General features: G+C 58.9%; 22 protein-coding genes. 13 read left to right on the top strand and 9 right to left on the bottom strand.

Annotated elements, in window-relative coordinates; genetic code table 11:
• Nucleotides 1–188: 188 nt before the first annotated feature.
• From AC1ME2_RS07410 to AC1ME2_RS07425, 4 genes are all read left to right on the top strand, one after another.
• The gene (locus tag AC1ME2_RS07410; protein ID WP_480440119.1) at nucleotides 189–2,942 is read left to right on the top strand and encodes a response regulator; all 2,754 of its coding nucleotides are present in this window, start codon (nucleotides 189–191) and stop codon (nucleotides 2,940–2,942) included.
• Nucleotides 2,943–3,130: 188 nt separating this feature from the next.
• Nucleotides 3,131–4,120, top strand: coding sequence for a 2-hydroxyacid dehydrogenase (locus tag AC1ME2_RS07415; protein WP_480440120.1), 990 nt, complete (start codon nucleotides 3,131–3,133; stop codon nucleotides 4,118–4,120).
• A gap of 42 nt (nucleotides 4,121–4,162) precedes the next feature.
• Nucleotides 4,163–4,600: a hypothetical protein gene (locus AC1ME2_RS07420; RefSeq protein WP_480440121.1), complete on the top strand. Its 438-nt coding sequence runs from the start codon at nucleotides 4,163–4,165 to the stop codon at nucleotides 4,598–4,600.
• Nucleotides 4,597–5,001 carry an META domain-containing protein gene (locus AC1ME2_RS07425; protein ID WP_480440122.1) on the top strand — a complete coding sequence of 135 codons (405 nt, stop codon included), beginning with the start codon at nucleotides 4,597–4,599 and terminating at the stop codon, nucleotides 4,999–5,001. The genes AC1ME2_RS07420 and AC1ME2_RS07425 overlap by 4 nt, the downstream gene beginning before the upstream one ends.
• 103 nt (nucleotides 5,002–5,104) lie before the next feature.
• Here the strand turns inward: AC1ME2_RS07425 and AC1ME2_RS07430 are convergent, their stop codons facing one another.
• On the bottom strand, nucleotides 5,105–5,572 hold the full coding sequence (locus AC1ME2_RS07430) for a TlpA disulfide reductase family protein (RefSeq protein WP_480440123.1): 468 nt from the start codon (nucleotides 5,570–5,572) through the stop codon (nucleotides 5,105–5,107).
• A 116-nt stretch (nucleotides 5,573–5,688) separates the two neighbouring features.
• On the opposite strand from AC1ME2_RS07430, the gene arsC reads away from it, so the two are divergent.
• From arsC to AC1ME2_RS07445, 3 genes are read left to right on the top strand one after another with little or no spacing between them, the layout of a single operon-like run.
• Complete coding sequence (arsC, locus tag AC1ME2_RS07435) at nucleotides 5,689–6,042, top strand: arsenate reductase (glutaredoxin) (RefSeq protein ID WP_480440124.1); 354 nt, start codon at nucleotides 5,689–5,691, stop codon at nucleotides 6,040–6,042.
• Entirely contained in the window at nucleotides 6,039–6,644 is a 606-nt protein-coding gene (gene wrbA / locus AC1ME2_RS07440) for an NAD(P)H:quinone oxidoreductase (protein ID WP_480440125.1), read from the top strand. Before arsC ends, wrbA begins: the two co-directional genes overlap by 4 nt.
• The gene (locus AC1ME2_RS07445) at nucleotides 6,637–7,053 is read left to right on the top strand and encodes a DUF2069 domain-containing protein (protein WP_480440126.1); all 417 of its coding nucleotides are present in this window, start codon (nucleotides 6,637–6,639) and stop codon (nucleotides 7,051–7,053) included. The genes wrbA and AC1ME2_RS07445 overlap by 8 nt, the downstream gene beginning before the upstream one ends.
• Before the next feature lie 82 nt (nucleotides 7,054–7,135).
• On the opposite strand, the gene AC1ME2_RS07450 is transcribed toward AC1ME2_RS07445, so the two are convergent.
• Both AC1ME2_RS07450 and ttcA read right to left on the bottom strand, forming a co-directional pair.
• Entirely contained in the window at nucleotides 7,136–7,807 is a 672-nt protein-coding gene (locus tag AC1ME2_RS07450) for a DNA-3-methyladenine glycosylase I (protein ID WP_480440127.1), read from the bottom strand.
• A gap of 87 nt (nucleotides 7,808–7,894) precedes the next feature.
• Nucleotides 7,895–8,719 carry a tRNA 2-thiocytidine(32) synthetase TtcA gene (gene ttcA / locus AC1ME2_RS07455; protein WP_480440128.1) on the bottom strand — a complete coding sequence of 275 codons (825 nt, stop codon included), beginning with the start codon at nucleotides 8,717–8,719 and terminating at the stop codon, nucleotides 7,895–7,897.
• 285 nt (nucleotides 8,720–9,004) lie between these two features.
• Here ttcA and AC1ME2_RS07460 point away from each other — a divergent pair, with 285 nt between their 5' ends.
• Nucleotides 9,005–9,607: a Yip1 family protein gene (locus AC1ME2_RS07460; protein WP_480440129.1), complete on the top strand. Its 603-nt coding sequence runs from the start codon at nucleotides 9,005–9,007 to the stop codon at nucleotides 9,605–9,607.
• Nucleotides 9,608–9,750: 143 nt separating this feature from the next.
• Nucleotides 9,751–10,245, top strand: coding sequence for a SprT family zinc-dependent metalloprotease (locus tag AC1ME2_RS07465; RefSeq protein ID WP_480440130.1), 495 nt, complete (start codon nucleotides 9,751–9,753; stop codon nucleotides 10,243–10,245).
• Between the two features lie 44 nt (nucleotides 10,246–10,289).
• Here AC1ME2_RS07465 and AC1ME2_RS07470 read toward each other — a convergent pair whose 3' ends face one another.
• Both AC1ME2_RS07470 and AC1ME2_RS07475 read right to left on the bottom strand, forming a co-directional pair.
• Nucleotides 10,290–11,471 carry a CaiB/BaiF CoA transferase family protein gene (locus AC1ME2_RS07470; protein ID WP_480440131.1) on the bottom strand — a complete coding sequence of 394 codons (1,182 nt, stop codon included), beginning with the start codon at nucleotides 11,469–11,471 and terminating at the stop codon, nucleotides 10,290–10,292.
• A gap of 170 nt (nucleotides 11,472–11,641) precedes the next feature.
• A complete protein-coding gene (locus tag AC1ME2_RS07475) occupies nucleotides 11,642–13,000 on the bottom strand; it encodes a dicarboxylate/amino acid:cation symporter (RefSeq protein ID WP_480440132.1) in 1,359 nt (452 codons plus the stop codon).
• 341 nt (nucleotides 13,001–13,341) lie between these two features.
• Here AC1ME2_RS07475 and AC1ME2_RS07480 point away from each other — a divergent pair, with 341 nt between their 5' ends.
• On the top strand, nucleotides 13,342–14,340 hold the full coding sequence (locus AC1ME2_RS07480) for an AraC family transcriptional regulator (RefSeq protein WP_480440133.1): 999 nt from the start codon (nucleotides 13,342–13,344) through the stop codon (nucleotides 14,338–14,340).
• 133 nt (nucleotides 14,341–14,473) lie between these two features.
• Here AC1ME2_RS07480 and AC1ME2_RS07485 read toward each other — a convergent pair whose 3' ends face one another.
• From AC1ME2_RS07485 to AC1ME2_RS07495, 3 genes are all read right to left on the bottom strand, one after another.
• Complete coding sequence (locus AC1ME2_RS07485) at nucleotides 14,474–15,820, bottom strand: ATP-binding protein (protein ID WP_480440134.1); 1,347 nt, start codon at nucleotides 15,818–15,820, stop codon at nucleotides 14,474–14,476.
• On the bottom strand, nucleotides 15,817–16,494 hold the full coding sequence (locus tag AC1ME2_RS07490; RefSeq protein ID WP_480440135.1) for a response regulator: 678 nt from the start codon (nucleotides 16,492–16,494) through the stop codon (nucleotides 15,817–15,819). The genes AC1ME2_RS07485 and AC1ME2_RS07490 overlap by 4 nt, the downstream gene beginning before the upstream one ends.
• Nucleotides 16,495–16,617: 123 nt before the next feature.
• Entirely contained in the window at nucleotides 16,618–16,881 is a 264-nt protein-coding gene (locus AC1ME2_RS07495; RefSeq protein WP_480440136.1) for a hypothetical protein, read from the bottom strand.
• 183 nt (nucleotides 16,882–17,064) lie between these two features.
• Here AC1ME2_RS07495 and AC1ME2_RS07500 point away from each other — a divergent pair, with 183 nt between their 5' ends.
• The 3 genes from AC1ME2_RS07500 (at nucleotide 17,065) to AC1ME2_RS07510 (ending at nucleotide 19,053) form a co-directional block, all read left to right on the top strand.
• Nucleotides 17,065–17,853: a dienelactone hydrolase family protein gene (locus AC1ME2_RS07500; protein WP_480440137.1), complete on the top strand. Its 789-nt coding sequence runs from the start codon at nucleotides 17,065–17,067 to the stop codon at nucleotides 17,851–17,853.
• Nucleotides 17,846–18,076, top strand: a complete 231-nt coding sequence (locus AC1ME2_RS07505) for a hypothetical protein (protein WP_480440138.1) — start codon at nucleotides 17,846–17,848, stop codon at nucleotides 18,074–18,076. The genes AC1ME2_RS07500 and AC1ME2_RS07505 overlap by 8 nt, the downstream gene beginning before the upstream one ends.
• 248 nt (nucleotides 18,077–18,324) lie before the next feature.
• Nucleotides 18,325–19,053, top strand: coding sequence for a 4'-phosphopantetheinyl transferase family protein (locus AC1ME2_RS07510; protein WP_480440139.1), 729 nt, complete (start codon nucleotides 18,325–18,327; stop codon nucleotides 19,051–19,053).
• A gap of 1 nt (nucleotide 19,054) precedes the next feature.
• Here the strand turns inward: AC1ME2_RS07510 and AC1ME2_RS07515 are convergent, their stop codons facing one another.
• The gene (locus AC1ME2_RS07515; RefSeq protein WP_480440140.1) at nucleotides 19,055–20,665 is read right to left on the bottom strand and encodes an ATP-binding protein; all 1,611 of its coding nucleotides are present in this window, start codon (nucleotides 20,663–20,665) and stop codon (nucleotides 19,055–19,057) included.
• Nucleotides 20,666–20,668 lie beyond the last annotated feature (3 nt).

Here is a 20,668-nt window from a genome sequence, read left to right on the forward strand (position 1 = left end):
GCCTCGCGAATGAATTCGCTTCCGCCGGGATTGTTGCCTGGACCGTGTAACGCTGACGGCCGACCTGGATTAAGTGAGCGTTGGGTAATTTGCCGGGATTGCCCGCAAGCAACTCGCTACACTGCGGGAATATTGATCGCGGGATGCGGTCTTGAACAGAGTGTGGCGTGGGTGCTGGAGTAAATAACGTGCTAAACAAGCTGGGTATCAAAGGTCGTGTGCTGCTGTTGACCACTGTCCCTGCCCTGTTGATGGCAGTGGTGCTGGGCGGTTATTTCACGTGGATGCAACTGTCCGACCTGCAAACCCAACTGCTGCAACGCGGTGAAATGATCGCCGAAGAACTGGCGCCCCTGGCCGCCCCGGCGCTGGGCCACAGTGACCGGGTACTGCTTGAGCGTATCGCCGGACAAGCGCTGGAGCAGACCGATGTGCGCGCCGTGTCCTTTCTCGGTGCCGACCGCAATCTGCTGGCCCACGCCGGGCCAAGCATGATCAATCAGTCACCCATCGGTAACAGCACTCACTTGCTGCAGCGCTCCGGCAACGACGCCACCCGCTATCTACTGCCGGTGTTCGGCCGTCAGCGTCATCTGAGCGGCGACATCATTCCCGAAGAGGCCGACCGCCTGCTTGGCTGGGTCGAGTTGGAGTTGTCCCATAACGGGACCTTGCTACGGGGTTATCGCAGTCTGTTCGCCAGCCTGCTCCTGATCGCCACAGGGCTGGTTCTGACGGCGATTGTGGCGGTGCGCATGAGCCGCACCATCAACGTGCCGATCAGCCGGATCAAGCTGGCAGTGGCACAACTCAAGGACGGCAACCTCGAAACCCGCCTGCCTCCGCTGGGCAGTATAGAGCTGGATCAGTTGGCCTCCGGCATCAACCGCATGGCAGCCACCTTGCAAAATGCCCAGGAAGAATTGCAGCTCAGCATCGATCAGGCCACCGAAGACGTACGGCAAAATCTGGAAACCATCGAAATCCAGAACATCGAGCTGGACCTGGCGCGCAAAGAAGCGCTGGAAGCCAGCCGGATCAAATCCGAATTCCTTGCCAACATGAGCCACGAGATCCGCACCCCGCTCAATGGCATCCTCGGCTTTACCCATCTACTGCAAAAAAGCGAGCTGACCCCCCGCCAACTGGATTACCTGGACACCATCGAAAAGTCCGCCGACAACCTGCTGGGCATCATCAACGAGATTCTCGATTTTTCAAAAATCGAAGCCGGCAAGCTGGTGCTCGACAGCGTTCCATTCAACCTGCGCGACCTGCTGCAGGACGTTCTGACCATCCTTGCTCCGGCCGCCCATGCGAAACAGCTGGAACTGGTCAGCCTGGTCTATCGCGACACGCCCTTGTCGCTGCTCGGCGATCCGTTGCGGCTCAGGCAGATTCTGACCAATCTGGTCAGCAATGCGATCAAGTTCACCCGCGAAGGCACCATCGTCGCCCGCGCCATGCTCGAAGATGAACAAGAAGACAGCGTACAACTGCGCATCAGCGTGCAGGACACCGGCATCGGCCTGTCAAGCCAGGACGTTCGAACGCTGTTTCAAGCCTTCAGTCAGGCAGACAATTCGTTGTCGCGACAACCGGGCGGCACCGGGTTGGGGCTGGTGATTTCCAAACGACTGATCGAGCAGATGGGCGGCGAAATAGGCGTCGACAGCACGCCGGGGGAAGGCTCGGAATTCTGGATCAGCCTGAACCTGCCTAAAACCCACGATGACCTGGAAGACCTGCCTGCCCCGCCTCTCCTCGGGCGCCGGGTCGCAGTGCTGGAAAATCATCAGTTGGCACGACAGGCCTTGCAGCATCAGCTGGAAGATTGCGGTTTGGAAGCGGTGGTGTTCAACAACCTGGAAAGCCTGATCAACGGCGTCACAGCGGCGCATCAGACACCGCAGTCCTTTGATTTGACGGTGCTAGGCATCACCGCCCATGAGCTCACACCTGAACGATTGCGCCAACACATCTGGGACCTTGAAAACCTTGGCTGCAAAGTGCTGGTGCTGTGCCCGACCACCGAGCAGGGGCAATTTCAGTTGGCCGTGCCCAACGCCCACAGCCAGTTGCAGGTAAAACCTGCCTGTACGCGCAAGCTGCGGCGCAGCCTGGCCGAACTGATCAGCCCCAGACAACAGCGCAGCGATACCGCCCAACCCCTGTCCAGCCGGGCGCCGCACCTGCTCTGCGTCGATGACAATCCGGCCAATTTGCTGCTGGTACAAACGCTGCTCGAAGACATGGGCGCCAAAGTGCTGGCCGTCGACAGTGGCTATGCCGCAGTGAATGCGGTACAGAAAGAGGCCTTCGACCTGGTGCTGATGGACGTGCAGATGCCCGGCATGGACGGGCGTCAGGCCACCGAAGCGATCCGTGCCTGGGAGGTCGAGCGGCAAAGCACCTCTCTGCCAATCGTCGCCCTCACCGCCCACGCCATGGCCAACGAAAAACGCGCCCTGCTGCAAAGCGGCATGGACGATTACCTGACCAAACCCATCAGTGAACGGCAATTGGCCCAGGTGGTACTCAAATGGACCGGTCTGGCGCTGCGTAATCAGGCGCCAAAACGTCACAACGAAAACATGCGTAACGGTGCGGGTCTGCATGTGCTCGACCCTGAAGAAGGCTTGCGCCTGGCGGCAGGCAAGGCTGATCTGGCGGCAGACATGCTGGCGATGCTCCTGGCCTCACTGGACACCGACCGTGAAGCCATCCGCTGCGCCCGCGATACCCACGACAAACTGGCATTGATCGAGAGGGTGCATCGCCTGCATGGTGCAACCCGTTATTGCGGGGTTCCGCAACTGCGTGCGGCCTGTCAACGCAGTGAAACCTTGCTCAAGCAGGATGCACCCGAGGCCATAGCCGCCCTCGACGAGCTGGATATGGCCATCACACGACTGGCCCTCGAAGCGCGGGTGACCGCTTGATCTGCGGCAATGGAAAATTCGAAGGATTGTGTAATCCCTATTGTCAGAACTGACGTCTTCGCGGCGGGACGCGTAGTTGCAAGCCTGCTCCCACAGTGAATCTGAGTTTTGTCACAACATCGTGTGCCTGACCTCGATCCTGTGGGAGCAGGCGTGCCTGCGAATGCCGTCACACAGGAGTGTTTGTCATGCGTACCCTTTTATTCAGCAGTCAGAACTACGACCGCGACAGTTTTCTCGCGGCCCGCTTACCGGGGGGCGTGGAGCTGCATTTCCAACCGGCACGCCTGAATCTGGACACGGTTGAGCTGGCGCACCACTGTCCGGTGGTCTGCGCCTTCATCAATGACGACCTCAGCGCGCCGGTGCTCGAACAACTGGCCGCAGGCGGTACGCGCCTGATCGCCTTGCGCTCGGCAGGTTACAACCATGTGGATCTGGCGACCGCGCGCACACTCGGGCTCAGCGTCGTGCGCGTGCCCGCCTACTCTCCGCACGCCATAGCCGAACATGCCGTGGCCTTGATTCTGGCCCTCAACCGTCATCTGCACCGTGCGTACAACCGCACCCGCGATGGAGACTTCACCCTGCATGGGCTGACCGGCTTCGATCTGGCGGGTAAAACCGTGGGCGTCGTCGGCACCGGTCAGATCGGCGCGACCTTCGCCCGGATCATGTCAGGGTTCGGTTGCACGCTGTTGGCTCACGACCCCTACCCTAACCCGCAGGTCGAAGCCCTGGGCGCGCGCTACTTGAGCTTGCCGGAACTGCTGGCGCAGGCACAAATCATCAGCCTGCACTGCCCGCTGACCGCGCACAGCAAACACCTGATCAACAGCGCATCCCTGGCGCAGATGCAACCCGGCGCGATGCTGATCAACACCGGTCGTGGTGCATTGGTCGACACGCCAGCGCTGATCGACGCGCTGAAAAGCGGGCAATTAGGCTATCTGGGACTGGATGTGTACGAAGAAGAAGCGCAACTGTTCTTCGAAGACCGTTCCGACCTGCCCTTACAGGACGATGTGCTGGCCCGCTTGCTGACATTTCCCAACGTGATCATTACCGCTCATCAGGCTTTTCTGACCCGCGAGGCGCTGGGAGCCATTGCCCAGACTACTCTGGACAACATCGCGGCGTGGGCCGAGGGCTCGCCGCAGAATCTGATCGAGGGTTAATAACAGGCTGCGTGCTAGGATGCGCGCAGATTTGGAGGACCCATGGTCGAACACGATTTCCGCTACAGCCTGCTTAACCCACAACACACACTGACAGAGGTCCGCGCACTGGCCCCCGGTCGTTATCAAGTCACCGGCAACGGCGGCTCGATCCACGCTGATGATGTGCTCTTGGTCACCCTTAAAGGCAGCAAGGACTTGTCCATGCGCCTGACCGTGGACAAAGTCCGGCACCTGATCAACCCTCGCGGCCAATGGGTCGCGGTGACGCAGGGTCCGGTCTTCGCTGAACTGGCGATTCATCAGTGGAAGGTCAGTTGCAACGGTTGCGCGAAAGAGCTGAACGTCGAGTTCGCAGTCGACGCCAAGCTCGGCATCAAAGCGCAAAAGCCCGCAGCCGTCGCTCGCATTGCCGAGCTGGGCTGGAAAACCGAGGGTGACAAGCACTTTTGCTCGAAGTGCCAGGAGAAAGCCGCATGATTCGCGCGGTCCTGCTTGGCCTGCTCGGTAGCACCCTGATGGGCTGCGCCGATAAACCAGTAGAGTTGACCCGCGATCGGGGCTACATGCTGGAATGGATCGGTGAAAATCCGCTGATCGACCGCAGCCACCTGACCATGACCCTCGGCGAGGATGGTCGTGCTTACGGTACTGCGGGCTGCAATCATTGGTTCGCGCCGTTTACGGTGGAGAACGACACGATCAGTTTCGGCATGGTCGGCAGCACCCGCAAGATGTGCGCGCCAGCCTTGATGGAGCAAGAACAACGCTTCCTCGATGCCCTGACCAAAGTGCAACGCTGGGACATCTCGCCGATCGACCAACTGCGGCTGTGGCCTACCGAAGGCAAACCGCTGCGATTCTGGCTGGAAGACAGCTGATTTAACTGCACCGCCTTCGCGAATGAATTCACTCCCACAGAAGATATGCGATCCCCTGTAGGAGTGAATTCATTCGCGAATGGCTCGCGGTGACTGACCTGCGCTACCCCTCGCTCCGCAATGCCGCCAACCGCTTGCTTACGCCATCTGCCGTCTGCTCGCCGAGCAACTGCTCCCGCACCTTACCCTTGTCGTCGATGATGTACGTCACCGGCAGGGCTTCGTTGTGGGGCAGATCGTAATGTTCGGCCGGGTCCTGGACCAGGACGGTGAACGTAATACCCAGAGCCCCCATGGCGGATTTCAGGTCCTCGCCTTGCAGGCCGTCGAAGTTGACCCCGAACACGCTTACCGGCTGGTCTTTGAGCTGATTGGCCAGCGCGTTGAGTTCCGGGATCTCCGTACGACATGGCCCACACCACTCAGCCCAGTAATTGATCACTAGCCAATGCTTGTCGATCCGTTCACTGGCAACCTGCTGCCCGTTTTGATCGGGCCCCAGATCCGCACCACAACCACTGAGCAGCAAACTGCCGATGAGCGTCACTATCGCAGCCAATCGCCTTGTCATGTGCCATTCCTTTATCAAGATATTCACTTTAACTGCGACCAATCACCGCCCAAGGTTCAGGAGCAGACCTCACACAGGTAGAATAGCCGCCACATTACGCAAGATGCGACCCGCAAATGACCGATCTGACGCTTTATCACAACCCGCGCTGCTCGAAATCTCGCGGTGCGCTAGAACTGCTCGAGGCCCGAGGCCTGACGCCTACCATTATCCGCTACCTGGAAACCCCGCCAGACGCCGCGCAATTACGCGACCTGCTGGGCAAACTGGGCATTGGCGCCCGGGAATTGCTGCGCACCGGCGAAGATGAATACAAAACCCTGAACCTGGCGGATACCCGCCTGAGCGATGAGCAACTGATCGCCGCAATGGCTGCGCACCCAAAACTGATCGAACGGCCGATCCTGGTCGTTGGCGACAAAGCCGCCATCGGCCGTCCGCCAGAAAGCGTGCTGGAGATCCTGCCGTGAGTACGCCGTACATTCTGGTTTTGTTCTACAGCCGCAACGGCTCGACCAGCGAGATGGCCCGGCAGATTGGTCGGGGTATCGAGTTGGGCGGCATGGAAGCGCGGCTGCGCACCGTGCCCGCGATTTCGTCCGAAATTGAAGCTGTTGCGCCCAGCATCCCCGAGCAAGGCTCTTTATATGCCAGCCTCGACGACCTGAAAAACTGCTCCGGCCTGGCCTTGGGCAGTCCGACGCGTTTTGGCAACATGGCCGCGCCACTTAAATATTTTCTCGATGGCACCAGCACGCTGTGGCTGACCGGCGCCTTGGTCGGTAAGCCCGCCAGCGTGTTCACGTCCACCGCCAGCCTGCACGGTGGCCAGGAAACCACGCTGATGTCGATGCTCTTGCCGTTGCTGCACCACGGCATGCTGGTCACCGGCCTGCCCTACAGCGAAGCCGCGCTGCTGGAAACCAGCGGCGGCGGTACGCCGTATGGTGCCAGCCACCATGCCGGTGCTGACGGCAAACGCGCGCTGGATCAACACGAGATCACCCTGTGTCGCGCCCTCGGCCAGCGTCTGGCTAAAACCGCATTGTTGTTGGAGACGCCTCGTGGCTAAAAAGCCTAAAGTTCTGCCCGCGCTGGAATGGCTGGAGCCGCGCGTGCGTCTCAGCCGGATCGCCAGCCTGATCTGCTTTTTCGGCCTGATCCTACTGCTGGCCGCGCATGACCTGATCTTCGCCGACCTGCATGGCGCGCGCCCTTGGGTGATCCTGCTGATCGAACTAGTGCCGTTGATGGTGCTCATCCCCGGCATGCTCTCCGGCAGCGCCCGTGGTCATTCGTGGACCTGTTTTGTGATCAACCTGTATTTCATCAAAGGCGCACTGGCCTTTTTCGACCCCAATCGCAGCCTGTTCGGTGCCTTGGAGATGCTGGCGAGTCTGGCGGTGTTCATCAGCGCCTTGCTGTATGTGCGCTGGCGCTTTCAGTGCGACCGCAAGCTGGCAGGGGAAGGTGCGGTCTGACAGCCCCCTTCGCGAATGAATTCGCTTGGAATTGCACAATCCTTGTGGGAGCGAATTTATTCGCGAATGACTTGATCCGATGTCAGTGGTTGACGGTATACGCCAGCATCAACGACAGCTGACACATCGGCCGGCCACTCTCGGCGTGCCACTGGTTGAACGCGCCTTGCACGGTGGCGAGGTCCTTGAGGCTGGTGGGCACTTTGTCGATGATGCCCTGCGCATTGAGCCCGGCGACCACGTCGTAGGTCGGGATGAACGTGTCTTTGCCGACCATGCGCAGAAAACTCGGCGCTGACATCCCACCCAGTTGGTGCCCGTGCTTGGCCAGATACTTCCACAGGCCAACGATATCGGTCACCGGCCAATCCGCGATGAAATGACCGAAGCTGCCCTTCTCTTTGCTGATGTCCAGAATCATCTGCGCATTGCGCGGCACGCTTTTCAGTTTGCCCAAATGACGAATGATCCGTGCGTCCTGCATCAGGCGTTCCAGGTGTTCGGCCCCCATCAGCACGACCTTCTCCGGATCGAAGCGAAAGAACACTTCTTCGAACATCGGCCATTTGGCGTCCACCAGACTGTGCTTGAGACCTGCGCGAAACACCCGACGGGCGAGCGCCGACAGGTAACGATCATTGCTGATTTGGCGAAGTTGCACCGAGGAATTGGGGACGGGCAAATGCGCTTCGAGCGCCGAGGCCGACCCAAAACGGTTCAGGCAATATTCATGAAGCCATTTGTAATCGCGCATGCCCTTTCCTACTGACAATTGATAGAGGTCTGACACCTTGCCAAGGTCAGGTGTCATGCAGCAAATAGAACAGAGCGTCGGGGTCGGTCAGAGGTTCACGATATCGACGAAGCGCGAGGCCGCGGTTTCATCGATACGCAGGTGGGTGAAGTCGAACAGATTACGGTCCGCCAGCTGCGACGGCTGCACGTTCTGCAAGGCGCTGAAGATGCTTTCGGTGCGCCCCGGGGTTTTGTGTTCCCACTCCAGAAGCATGTCCTTGATCACCTGGCGCTGCAGGTTTTGCTGAGAACCGCAGAGGTTACACGGAATGATCGGGAAGGCTTTGAGATCGGAAAAAGCCTGAATATCGCTCTCGGTGCAGTACGCCAGGGGGCGGATAACCACATTGCGGCCATCATCAGCCCGTAACTTTGGCGGCATGGCCTTAAGCGTGCCACTGAAAAACAGGTTGAGAAAAAAGGTCTCAATGATGTCGTTGCGGTGATGACCCAGCGCCATCTTGGTCGCACCGATTTCGTCGGCAAAGGTGTACAGCGTGCCCCGGCGCAGACGCGAGCATAGAGAGCAGGTGGTCTTGCCTTCAGGAATAAGCTCTTTGACCACCGAGTAGGTGTCTTTTTCGACGATGTGGTACTCAACGCCCAGCGCCTTGAGGTACGCAGGCAGCACATGCTCGGGGAAACCTGGCTGCTTCTGGTCCATGTTCACGGCCACAATGTCGAACTTGATCGGCGCCACTTTCTGCATATGCAGGAGCACGTCGAGCAGGGTGTAGCTGTCTTTACCGCCAGACAGGCACACCATGATTTTGTCGCCCTCCTCAATCATGTTGAAGTCGGCCACGGCTTCGCCCGCGAGCCGACGCAGGCGTTTTTGCAGTTTGTTCTGAGTGACTGAAAGGGTGCCCATGGCGCTGATATCCGCTAGCGGTGACGCAGTAAAAAGCCAGCATTTTACGCGACAAGGGTCATAGGTGCATGCCGATTTAGTGTCGGCACTGAAATAGCGCGTCGCGATTAACAGCGGCCGTTAGAGCGCAAACTACTCTAAAGCGCCGCTTCTTCCCTTCCTATACTGCGTCTTAAGGTCCCACCCATTCCTGTAGCGAGGCTGTGGCCTTATACCTGCCGTGGCACTTAAGTCCGACAGGCGCTCCGCTGGGGGGCGACGGTAAAATAAAAAGGAGTGACCGGCATGATCCATCACGTTATCGGACTGTTCACCCATCCTGATCAAGAATGGCAGCAAATACGTGGCGAAAAAGAAGAAAGCATAGGCCACATGTACCTCACTCACACCCTGATTCTCGCGGCGATTCCCGCCATATCAGCGTATATCGGTACGACCCAGGTGGGCTGGGTAATCGGCAGTCGAGCGGCGGTCATGCTGACCCCCGTAAGCGCGCTGTGGATGACCATCATGTCCTATATCGCCATGCTCGCTGGCGTGGCGGTCATGGGCGCGTTCATACACTGGATGGCACGTACTTATAACGCCAGCCCGAGCCTGGCGCGCTGCGTCGCCTTCGCCACCTACACCGCAACACCGCTATTCATCGGCGGCTTGGCGGCACTGTATCCACATATGTGGCTGGGGATGATCACGGGTGTGGCGGCCATCTGTTACACGGTCTATCTGCTGTATGTCGGCTTACCGACGTTCATGAAAATCCCTTCCGATGAAGGTTTCATGTTCTCAAGCTCCGTATTGGCCGTGGGCCTGGTGGTGCTGGTCGCCATCATGGCGTTCACCGTCGTACTATGGGGCGTCGGTGTAGGGCCTGAATACACCAATTGAACGCATTTGAATGACAGTTAACCGCTGATCATGAGCCGCCCTTTGAGGCGGCTCATTTGTTAAATGACGACCATTGGGCACCTTCAGTTTTCAGCCAATCAGGGCTTTACGGCATACTTGCCACCTCTGGAGAGCCTTTAAGAATGCCCGAACAGCTCAATACCCGCCTCGAAGTCTGTTATCAACAAGCCGAAGCCTTTTTCAAACGCCCCTTCAAACGTCCGGTGGTCAGCCTGAAGCTGCGCGGTCAAAAAGCGGGCGTCGCCCATCTGCATGAGAACCTGCTGCGCTTCAACCCACAGCTGTACCGAGAGAACAGTGAAGACTTCCTCAAGCAGACGGTCGCCCACGAAGTCGCTCACTTGATCGCCCATCAATTGTTTGGCGAACGCATTCAGCCCCATGGCGAAGAATGGCAGTTGATCATGCGCGGGGTGTACGAACTCCCGCCCAATCGTTGCCACACGTATGCGATCAAACGCCGCAGCGTGACCCGCTACATCTACCGCTGCCCCTGCGCCAGCAGCGATTTTCCGTTTTCCGCCCAGCGCCACATGCTGGTCAGGAAGGGTCGACGTTATTTGTGCCGTCGCTGCCGCGAGACGCTGGTGTTCAGTGGAGAAGTGCGGGTCGAGTGATGCGGCGTGTCAGGGGCACCGCGTACAGCCATTCGCGAAAGCGGTCACGCTATAACCCCTGCCACCCGCAACTCAGCGATCCGCTCAGCGCTATAGCCCAAACCCGCCAACACTTCCTCACTGTGCGCACCCAACCTCACACCGATATGACGGGGCTCAGGCAATCCCTCGGAGAATTTCAGCGGACAGGCAATCTGCGCCTGCAAGCTACCATCTTCACGAGGTACTTGGCTGACCAACTCCCGCGCCTGCAATTGTGGGTGCTTGACTGCCTCGGCAACGCTTAGCACCGGCTCGACACACGCATCCAGACCGGCGAAGCACTCGCGCAACGCATCGAAGGAGCGCTTCTCGAATTCGACCTTCAATTCGCGTTTTAACGACGCTTGAACTTCGGGGCTCGGCGACAGGCCTAGCGCGGCCAGTTCCGGACGTCCCAGGGCGACGCACAGTGGTTGCATGAACGCAGGCTCCAGACTGCCCACGGAGAACCAACGGCCATCGCGACTGCAGTAGTAGTCATAAAAGCTGCCGCCATTGAGCATCTGACTTTCCCGGGCAGGCTCCACGCCGCACGCCAGATAGCCAGCCCCGGCCATCGCATTGAGGCTGAACACGCAGTCGGTCATGCTGACATCGACATATTGCCCGAGCCCCGTTTGCTGACGCGCAACCACCGCAGCCAGCAGGCCGATCACCCCATGCAGCGACCCTCCCGCCACATCCGCCGCCTGAATCCCCAAGGGAATCGGCCCGCCATCCTGGCGCCCGGTATAGCTGGCGATCCCGGACAGTGCCAGGTAGTTGATGTCATGCCCGGCGCGATCCCGATAAGGCCCCGTCTGGCCGTAACCGGTGATCGAGACATAAATCAGCTTCGGGTTGATCGCCCTCAAGGCTTCGTAGCCCAACCCCAAGCGATCCATGACGCCCGGTCGAAACTGTTCAAGCACGATGTCGTATTCAGCCACCAACTGCCTGACCACCTCCAGCGCTTGCGGCTGTTTCAGGTCCAGGGCGAGGCTGCGTTTATTGCGATTGAGGTAGGCGTGGCTGGCAGAAGTCCCATGATCGTGGGGCGGCAATACCTTCAGCAGATCCATGCGTGTCGGCGACTCGATGCGCAGCACTTCGGCGCCCATGTCAGCCAGCAGCAACGACGCGAACGGGCCCGGCAACAATGTGGAGAAATCGAGAATCTTGAGCGATGTCAATGGTCCTTGCATGTGTACCCCTTAGCAGCCTTGTATCCAGACTTCATACCTGAGGTCTCCACAGTAAGCAGCTCATTGCTACGCTTCAATGGCCTCACCACTCATCATCGCTGACTGATTCGATCAAACGCCACGCGTAAAAAAACCCATCCGAAGATGGGTTTTTTCATCACTGCGCAGCGTTATGCAGTTTTATGCGAGGCCGTGGATGCAGGTGCAGTTGGAATCGCCCCTTCATTCACGCCCAGATCATCTTCTGGACCGGCATTGGAGATCCCGCGACCACCGGAAGACAATTCGATGTGCAGTTGGTCTTCGTCCAGCTCCTTGACCCACTTGGCCACGACCAAGGTCGCAACAGCGTTACCGACCAGATTGGTCAGCGCGCGGGCTTCGGACATGAAGCGGTCGATACCCAGGATCAGCGCCAGACCGGCAACCGGCAGGTGGCCAACGGCAGACAGGGTGGCGGCCAACACGATGAACCCACTGCCCGTGACGCCGGCTGCGCCCTTGGAGGACAGCAACAACACCACCAGCAAGGTGATCTGGTGAGTGATGTCCATGTGGGTGTCAGTCGCCTGGGCGATGAACACGGCAGCCATGGTCAGGTAGATTGCAGTACCGTCGAGGTTGAAAGAGTAGCCGGTTGGAATAACCAGACCGACGACCGATTTCTTCGCCCCCAGGCGCTCCATCTTGATCAGCATGCGCGGCAAGACGGATTCCGAAGAGGACGTACCGAGTACGATCAGCAACTCTTCACGGATGTAACGGATCAGCTTGAGTATGCTGAACCCATGAGCCCGAGCGATGCCGCCCAGCACCACCAGCACAAAGATCACGCAGGTGATGTAGAAGCACAGCATCAACTGGCCGAGCTGCACCAGCGAACCTACACCGTAGGCACCGATGGTGAAGGCCATGGCGCCGAAAGCACCCAGCGGCGCCAGCTTCATGATCATATTGATGATGTTGAACATCACGTGGGCGAAGCGATCAATGAAGTCCAGCAGCGGCTTGCCGTAAGCACCCAGGCGATGCAGGGCGAAACCGAAAATCACCGAAAACATCAACACTTGCAGGATATCGCCGTTGGCGAAAGCGCCGACAATGGTGTTCGGGATGATATTGAGCAGGAAGCCGGTGATGCTCTGGTCAGCGCCTGCAGCAACGTAGGCCGCGACTTTGGAGGCGTCCAGGGTAGACGCGTCAATATGCATGCCGGAACCCGGCTGCACGATATTGACCACGACCAGGCCGATCAGCAGCGCAATAGTGGAAACGATTTCGAAGTACAGCAGCGCGTAACCACCGGTTTTACCGACTGACTTCATGCTCTGCATGCCAGCGATACCGCTGACGACCGTGCAGAAAATGATCGGGGCGATGATCATTTTGATCAGTTTGATGAACCCGTCACCCAGCGGCTTGAACGCCACACCGGTTTGCGGATAAAAGTGGCCAATCAGAACACCGATAACAATGGCTACGATGACCTGGAGATACAGGGATTTATACAGTGGCTGACGAGTCGTCATTGCAAGTTCCTCAAGAGCACCGTCAGGCATCATCCATCTGATGCACGCGATGCCATAAAGCGCTAACCCTCCTGCACTGGAGGGATTTGTTTTGTCGAGTTGCGGGGCGGACCCTTCGCAAACCTCTTGGTGTCTTATAGCAAAGCCCGCGCCACTTTCTAGAAAACCGCTTTGGGTCAATTAATCCAGGGGCCTGCGCCAGCATTGGAGCCATTAGCGGCCTAAAATATGGCGGTTTTCCGCCGGTTACCACAAAAACACCCTCTGCATTGGCGGTTATCCGCCTTGTCCATGACCCATCCGATGGCTACCATCGACCCGTCCCCGGATGAGCACCCTTAATGCGCCAACGCACAATAGCCAGCCATTTCGCTCGCGCCGCCCTCAGTGGTGCGCAACGACGTGGCATTGAGTGTTCGAGCCTGCTGCTGCAATCGGGCATTGCGCCTGAGCTGTTGAGTGAACCTCGCGCCCGGATCGCTCCGGAGCAGTTCGCTCGCCTGATCCAATTGGTCTGGCAGCACCTGGACGACGAATACATGGGCTTCGGCCAGGGCCCGAGCAAGCGCGGCACGTTTGCCATGATGTGCCATGCGCTGATCCACTGCCGCAGCCTCGAAAAAGCACTCAGTCGCGGCTTATTATTTTATAGCCTATTCCCCGATGCTCCGCGCCTGAGTTTGCACCGCGAGGGCGATTGGGCGCGGCTGAGCCTGGACGATTCCGCACTGCGGGACCCGGATCATTTTCTCAGCGAATGCCTGATGGTGATCTGGCATCGCCTCGGCAGTTGGCTGATCGGCCAGCGCATCCGTCTGGAGCAAGCGACATTCAGTTATGACACGCCAGAACACAGCCGCGAATATGAACTGCTGTTCCCTTGCTCGACCCTGTTCAACGCCGAGAGCACCAGTCTGCTGTTTCACACGCGCTACCTGAACATGCCGCTATTGCAGGACGAGCGCACGCTCAAGCGCTTTCTCGAACGCTCCCCCGCCGACCTGCTGGCTCGCCCCGACGATGGCGACAGCCTCAGCAATCAACTGCGACGCCTGCTCAGCCGTGACTGCAATCGCTGGCCCGATCTGGAAAGCGTCGCCGAGCAGATGCACATCAGCCCGCAGACCCTGCGCCGGCATCTGCGTGAAGAAGGTACGAGTTTTCAGGGATTGAAGGATCAACTGCGCCGCGACATGGCGATTTATTACTTGAGCCACGCCGAGCTGTCACTGCAACAGATCGCCGAACAGTTGGGGTTTTCCGAACCGTCGGCCTTTCATCGTGCGTTCAAGAAGTGGACCGGGCTGACACCGGGAGCTTACCGGGCTCAGGAGGTCTGACTGGTTGGCACCGCCCCCTCAGTAGCGGCGTGCCAGATATATATATATATATATACCGCGTGAAGCCATTCGCGAATAAATTCGCTCCCACACAGCCTGTACTGTGGGAGTGAATTCAAGGTCACCGGACGCTTCAACTGGCCGGAAAATGAATCCGGAATGCTGCCCCGCCCAAGGGTGAATCATCCAGGGTCAGGCGAGCGTTGTAGCTTTCGATGATGTCTTTAACCACCGCCAAGCCGATACCCTGCCCCGGATTCTGCCGATCCAGCCGCTCACCACGCTGTAAAATCCGCGCCCGATGGCTCTCAGGTACGCCTGGGCCATCGTCTTCGACGCACAACTCACTGCCGGACTGCGACAGACGCATGCTGATGCGTACTCGGCCCAGGCACAGGCGATAAGCGTTTTCCAGCAGATTGCCGAGCATTTCCAGCAATGCGCCCTGCTCCATCGGCACCTGGCATCCGTTAGGCAGATCAAAATGGACGCGGACTTGCTTGTCGCGATAGACCTTGTCCAAGGTATTACACAGGCTTTCGACCACCGGCCGCAAAACCACGTGGTGCCGCACCAGCCCACTTTTGCGCAGGCTGGCACGTTGCAACTGGTAACTGATCTGCTGACTCATGCGTTCGATCTGCGATTGTAGGAGGCGTGCCTGCTCCAGCTCTTGCGGACGTTTGGCCATGGTTTCGCTGACGCCTTGCAACACCGCCAGCGGCGTTTTCAAGCTGTGGGCCAGGTCGCCCAGGGAATCACGGTAGCGGATGCGCTGCTCGCGCTCGCTGAGCAGCAGACGGTTCAACGAGCCCGTCAGGCGCAACAACTCTATCGGGTGCTGCTCGCTCAGGCTTTCCCGATCGCCCGCCTCCACTTGGTCCAGCTCCTGGCTCAACCCCTTCAACGCTTGCAGGCCCCAGGTCAGGCCCATCCAGAGTAAGGCCAGCAACACCACCAAGGCAGCACCAAAGCCCAGATAGAGTTTCTCGCGTAGCGCAGAGATGATCACTTCGTATTCGCGCACTGGCTGTAAAGCGACGATGCTGAACGCTGCACTTCTGCCGCCAAGCAGTTTGATTTCTACGTCATAGACGAAAAACTCTTCGCCGTTGGCTTTCTTGATCTTGGCGAACTGATTACCCGACCCGTCATAACGCGGGCGGTAGTCGATGTCTGCTTTTCCGGTAGCTCGCGAACGCCAAACCAGTTCGCCATTACGGTCGTAGATATAACCGAGCAAGCGGCTGTCGGGCAGATTGAATTGCTCGCCCGGCAACAGCAGGGGCATCAGCAAATGGCCTTCCTCGACCCGTGCAGCGGAAATCATCGTGGTCACGTCCGAGGCCAGGCGCTGCTCAATGGCGTCCTGCAGGGCCAGGCTGTAAGCACCCTGCAACGCTGGCAACAGCGCCAGCATGAAGATCACCGCCAGAATCGTGGCGGCCATCATCAGCCGTAGGCGCAGCGAACGAATCATCGACAGCGCTCAGTGAACAGATAACCCAAACCACGCACTGTTTCGATGGGTTTGAACCCCAACGAGCCCTCCAGCTTACGACGCAAGCGTCCGACCAACACCTCGATCACATTCGGATCGCGCTCGTCGTCATCAGGATAGAGCTGCTCCATCAAGCGCTCTTTGGCGACCACCTGCTGATGGTGACGCATCAGGTATTCGAGAATCCGGTATTCGTAGGCGGTCAGCGCCAGAGGCTGTTCGTCCAGAGAGGCCTGCTTGCGGTTCAAGTCCAGCAGTAACGGGCCAGCAATGATCGTCGACTGGATAAAACCACTGGAGCGGCGCAACAAGGCATTGAGACGCGCCTCCAGCTCTTCGAACTGGAACGGCTTGACCACATAGTCATCCGCGCCGGCGGCCAGCCCTTCGACTTTGTCCTGCCAGTTGCCTCGGGCAGTAAGGATCAGGATCGGGAACGCCTTGCCTTGGGAGCGCAATTGGCGAATCAAGTCCAGCCCGCCCATGCCAGGCAAGCCCAAGTCGATGACCGCCAGGTCATGGTTGAACTGCCCGGCCTGATACAGCGCCTCCTCGGCATTGGCCACCGCCTCGACCACATGGCCGCTCTCGGTCAGTCGGGTTTGCAAGTGATGGCGCAACAACGCCTCATCCTCAACCACCAGCAGTTTCATGAAGCTCTCCCAGACAAAATCATTCCTCTCCAGGCTAAGATTATTACAACGTGCCCCATAGAACATCGCCCAGCCCGCTGAGTGTGCGGGCTGGGCGGAAAATGTCCAGCAACAGTCTTCTGGTCAAAAGGTGAAAGTGGAGCGCCGCGTCGGGTCGAAGCTGCCGAGCAGCATGGCGTGGCTCAGTGGAATACCGTTATAAGTGCCCGTAACGTCAAGGTGACTCGAGCGATAGTGATTCCGGACAGCCTTCAGATCGGCACCCGGTTTGTCGATTTTCGCGCCAGTTTTCGCCTGAACGAGATTGCCGGTAGCGTCAGCGGCGTGGGCAGCGGTGCTACCACCCAGAAAAGCCAAAGCATAAAAAAGCCTATTGGAAGTGAGCATAGTGATGTTCTCTTGCGCCAAGCGCTATTGGGGGTACACCGCAAGACTAATCACCCCGCCCTGAACACCCCCTGAACACGCCCTGAACCTAAGCTGAACGGAGCCACCCCCTCTGCGCCGAACAATCGGCTAGGCTCTAGACGACAAATCCACACACCTTAATGACAACAGGAGTCACCGACCATGCGTTTCTGGATAGCTTTAGTGATGGTGGCCCTGAGCGGGCTGGCTCAGGCCGCGATCAAGACTGAAACCATCAACTATCAGAGTGAAGACGGCACCAAACTGATCGGCTATTACGCCTACGACGAGGCAATCAAGGGCCCACGCCCCGGCGTGCTGGTAGTACACGAATGGTGGGGCCTGAACGACTATGCCAAAAGCCGCGCCCGTGAGCTCGCTGCATTGGGCTACAGCGCCATGGCCGTCGACATGTATGGCGAAGGCAAAAACACCGAACATCCCAAAGACGCCATGGCCTTCATGATGGAGGCGATGAAAAACAGTGCCGGCGCTGCTCAGCGCTTCGACGCAGGGCTTGCGCAGCTCAAAAAACAACCACAGACCAACCCGAACAAAATAGCCGCCATTGGTTACTGCTTTGGCGGCGGCGTAGTGCTTGACGCTGCGCGCCGTGGTGAGCCCTTGCTCGGGGTGGTAACGTTCCACGGCATGCTGGCCACCAAGACACCTGCTGCGCCCGGAAGTATCAAGGCCCGCATTCTGGTGGAACACGGAAACAGCGACACCATGATCACCCCGGACAGCGTCGTGGCCTTCAAGTCAGAAATGGACAAAGCCGGGGCCGACTATAAGTTCGTCGGCATCGACGGCGCCAAACACGGCTTCAGCAACCCCGACGCCGACCGCCTGGGCAAAGGCCCCAATGCCCCGGACATCGCCTACGACAAAGCCGCCGACAAGCATTCATGGGCGGACATGCAGGCATTTTTGAAGAAGGTGTTTGGCTGAATACCTGATCCTGCAAGAGATCTATGGCGGGCCTCAATCTGTAGGAGGCCTCGCCGCGTCTTCGACGCTGCGCTGTCGCGGAGCAAACTGGGTCCCTGTAGGAGCTGCCGAAGGCTGCGAAAAGGTCGGCACGACCTTCAGCAATCCAGAGTTTACGACTGCTATGCAGCCGATCGCAGCCTTCGGCAGCTACTACAGGGTCAGCGTTTGGCTAAAAATTTAATAATATTTATTCTTTATTTTTCAATTGGTTATAGGTTGTTTGATGAGAGATGACTTGTCTGCGAATAGCTTAACGCGGTGTATCTGACACACCGCCTTCGCGGACAAGTCCGCTCCTACAATTAATCTATGCCCGACGCAGCCCCAGCGACACACACTAGAGATCGGATGGGTGTCCAACTTCTGGGGCGCAGTTCAATTAATCTGTGCCCCTACCCAGCCCGCCTCCGACACGGCAAAATGCCGGGCATGACTCAGCCCTTGACCCTCCCCGCCTGTTGCCCCGCGCTCATCAACCAGTGGCCGCTGCCCTTTGCCCTGCCTGGCGCGGTGTTGGTCAGCGGCGTGTTCGATCCGCACGCTCTGGTTGAAGGCGACTTTCAGCGCTGCCTGATTGAATCGCCCGCCAGCATTCAACGCTCCGTCGCCAAACGTCAGGCCGAGTTTCTGGCCGGGCGTTTATGCGCCCGGGAAGCTTTGCAGCAGCTTGACGGCCGGCTCTATGTGCCGAGCACTGGCGAAGACCGCGCACCTATCTGGCCAGCGGATATCTGTGGCTCGATCACCCACAGCCACGGCTGGGCGGCGGCCATCGTCGGACACCAACAGCAATGGCGCGGTTTGGGTCTGGACATGGAACACCTGCTCGACAGCGAACGCGCCCGGCGCCTGGCCGGGGAGATTCTGACCGACGATGAATTGCAACGGATGGCTGCAGGCCCAGAGGAACAGGTTGCACTGCTGGTCACCCTGACCTTTTCCCTGAAAGAAAGCCTGTTCAAGGCGATCTACCCCCTCGTGCAAAAGCATTTCTATTTCAAAGACGCGCAATTGCTGGAGTGGTCGGACAGCGGCAGCGCCCGTCTGCGCTTGCAGATCGACCTGTCCAGCGAGTGGCGCAACGGCACCGAACTGGACGCACAGTTCAGCGTGCAAAAGGGTCAGTTACTGAGTCTGGTCAGCATCGCCGCGCGTTGACTTACGGCTTTTCCTGCTGACGTGGCCACGCGAGGCTGAAGCAGGCGCCGCCTAGATTTTTGCTTTGACTGATCAGCGCCCGACCGTTGTGCCAGTAAATGATTCGCCGCACGATCGACAGGCCCAGGCCATGCCCCCCCGAAGCGCGGGTGCGACTGTCATCCAGGCGCATGAAGGGCGTAAATATCCGCTCCCACGCGTTTTCCGGCACACCAGGACCATCGTCCTCGATGTCGACGCGGCAGCGCAATTGACCGACCTGATAACTGACGGTGACCCGGGATTCGGCGTGACGCATGGCGTTGCTCACCAGATTCTGCAATGCCCGGTGCAGATAACGCGGCTCAGCCTCGACCCACGCCCCATCGTTGTCGGCCGCCGCCAGGCACTGCCCACGCGTGACAGTGACGTTGCCGCGCAACGGTGCCAGTTCGGCGATCACCTGATTGACCAACGCATCCAGATCGATGCGCTGGAAACTCAGGGTAGGCGAACCCTGCTCCAATCGCGCGTACGTCAGCATCTCATCCACCAGCTTGTCGAGATCCTGAATATCGCTGTCCATGCCGAGCCTGTATTTATCCCGGGCCTCTTGGGTGGTCGCCTCGCCGATCATTTCCAGACCGAAACGCAAACGCGCCACCGGCGTGCGCAGTTCATGGGAGACCGCGCGTACAAGCTCCCGCTGCATTGCCAGCGAGCGCTGCAAATGCTCAGCCATGCCGTTGAACGCCGCCGCCAGCCTGCCAACCGAGTCAGCTCCGGTCGTCGGCACGCGGGTTTCCAGGCTGCCCTTGGCAATGCGCGTGGCCGCCGACTCCAGGCCCAACAGACGTCGTTCGAGCCGACGTACCAACAGGTAAACCACCACGCCGATAAAACACAGGCCCAGAAACGCAATCAGCACCAGCAACTCAGGCGGATAAGGGTTCATTTGGTAAAGAGGCCCGATTTCCAGCACCCACGGCGTATCGACCATGCCCGCGAACACGCGGATCGAATCACCGCCCTTGCCCAGCGCCATCACGGTATCGCCTTCATCGACCCGACGCCGCTGATCCTCATCGACATCGGCCTGCTCAAGACGGATCAGGCTGATGTCAAAACCAAAGCCCTTGTCCCGCTTCAGGGCAGCCAGGCGGCTGGGCTGTTCATCGATGGGGAAGCGCACCAGTTCGTCGGTCAGCAGATAAATCGTCGCCCGCGCCAATTGCTCGCTGATTTGCTGCACTTCACCGGTCAACACCAACTGCTCAGCCTCGCTGACCAGCCGAAACACCTTGGCCGCATGGGGCCCGGTTTGTTCGACCACCGCCTGCCCGTGCAGCAAACGACTTTGATCACCGCTGTCGAGATGGGCTTCACTGACCGTTTGCAGGGCCAATGGAATCCCCAGCAAACGCTCCCACACCGCCAGCGAACGACGACGGTCGATGGCGTTCATCGGTTGCAGATTGTCGGCCATCAGGGTGAAGGTGCCGTGGGCCAGGCGCTCGCGGTACTGCTCGCCGCGTACCTGATTGACCAGGTGCAGGGTCAGCACACCCAGCAACGCCACCAGCACCAACACGCCCAGCATGCCGCCGTAGATGCGCAGGAAGATGGAGTTCATGGC

This window comes from Pseudomonas sp. ASL9 (assembly GCF_056680335.1).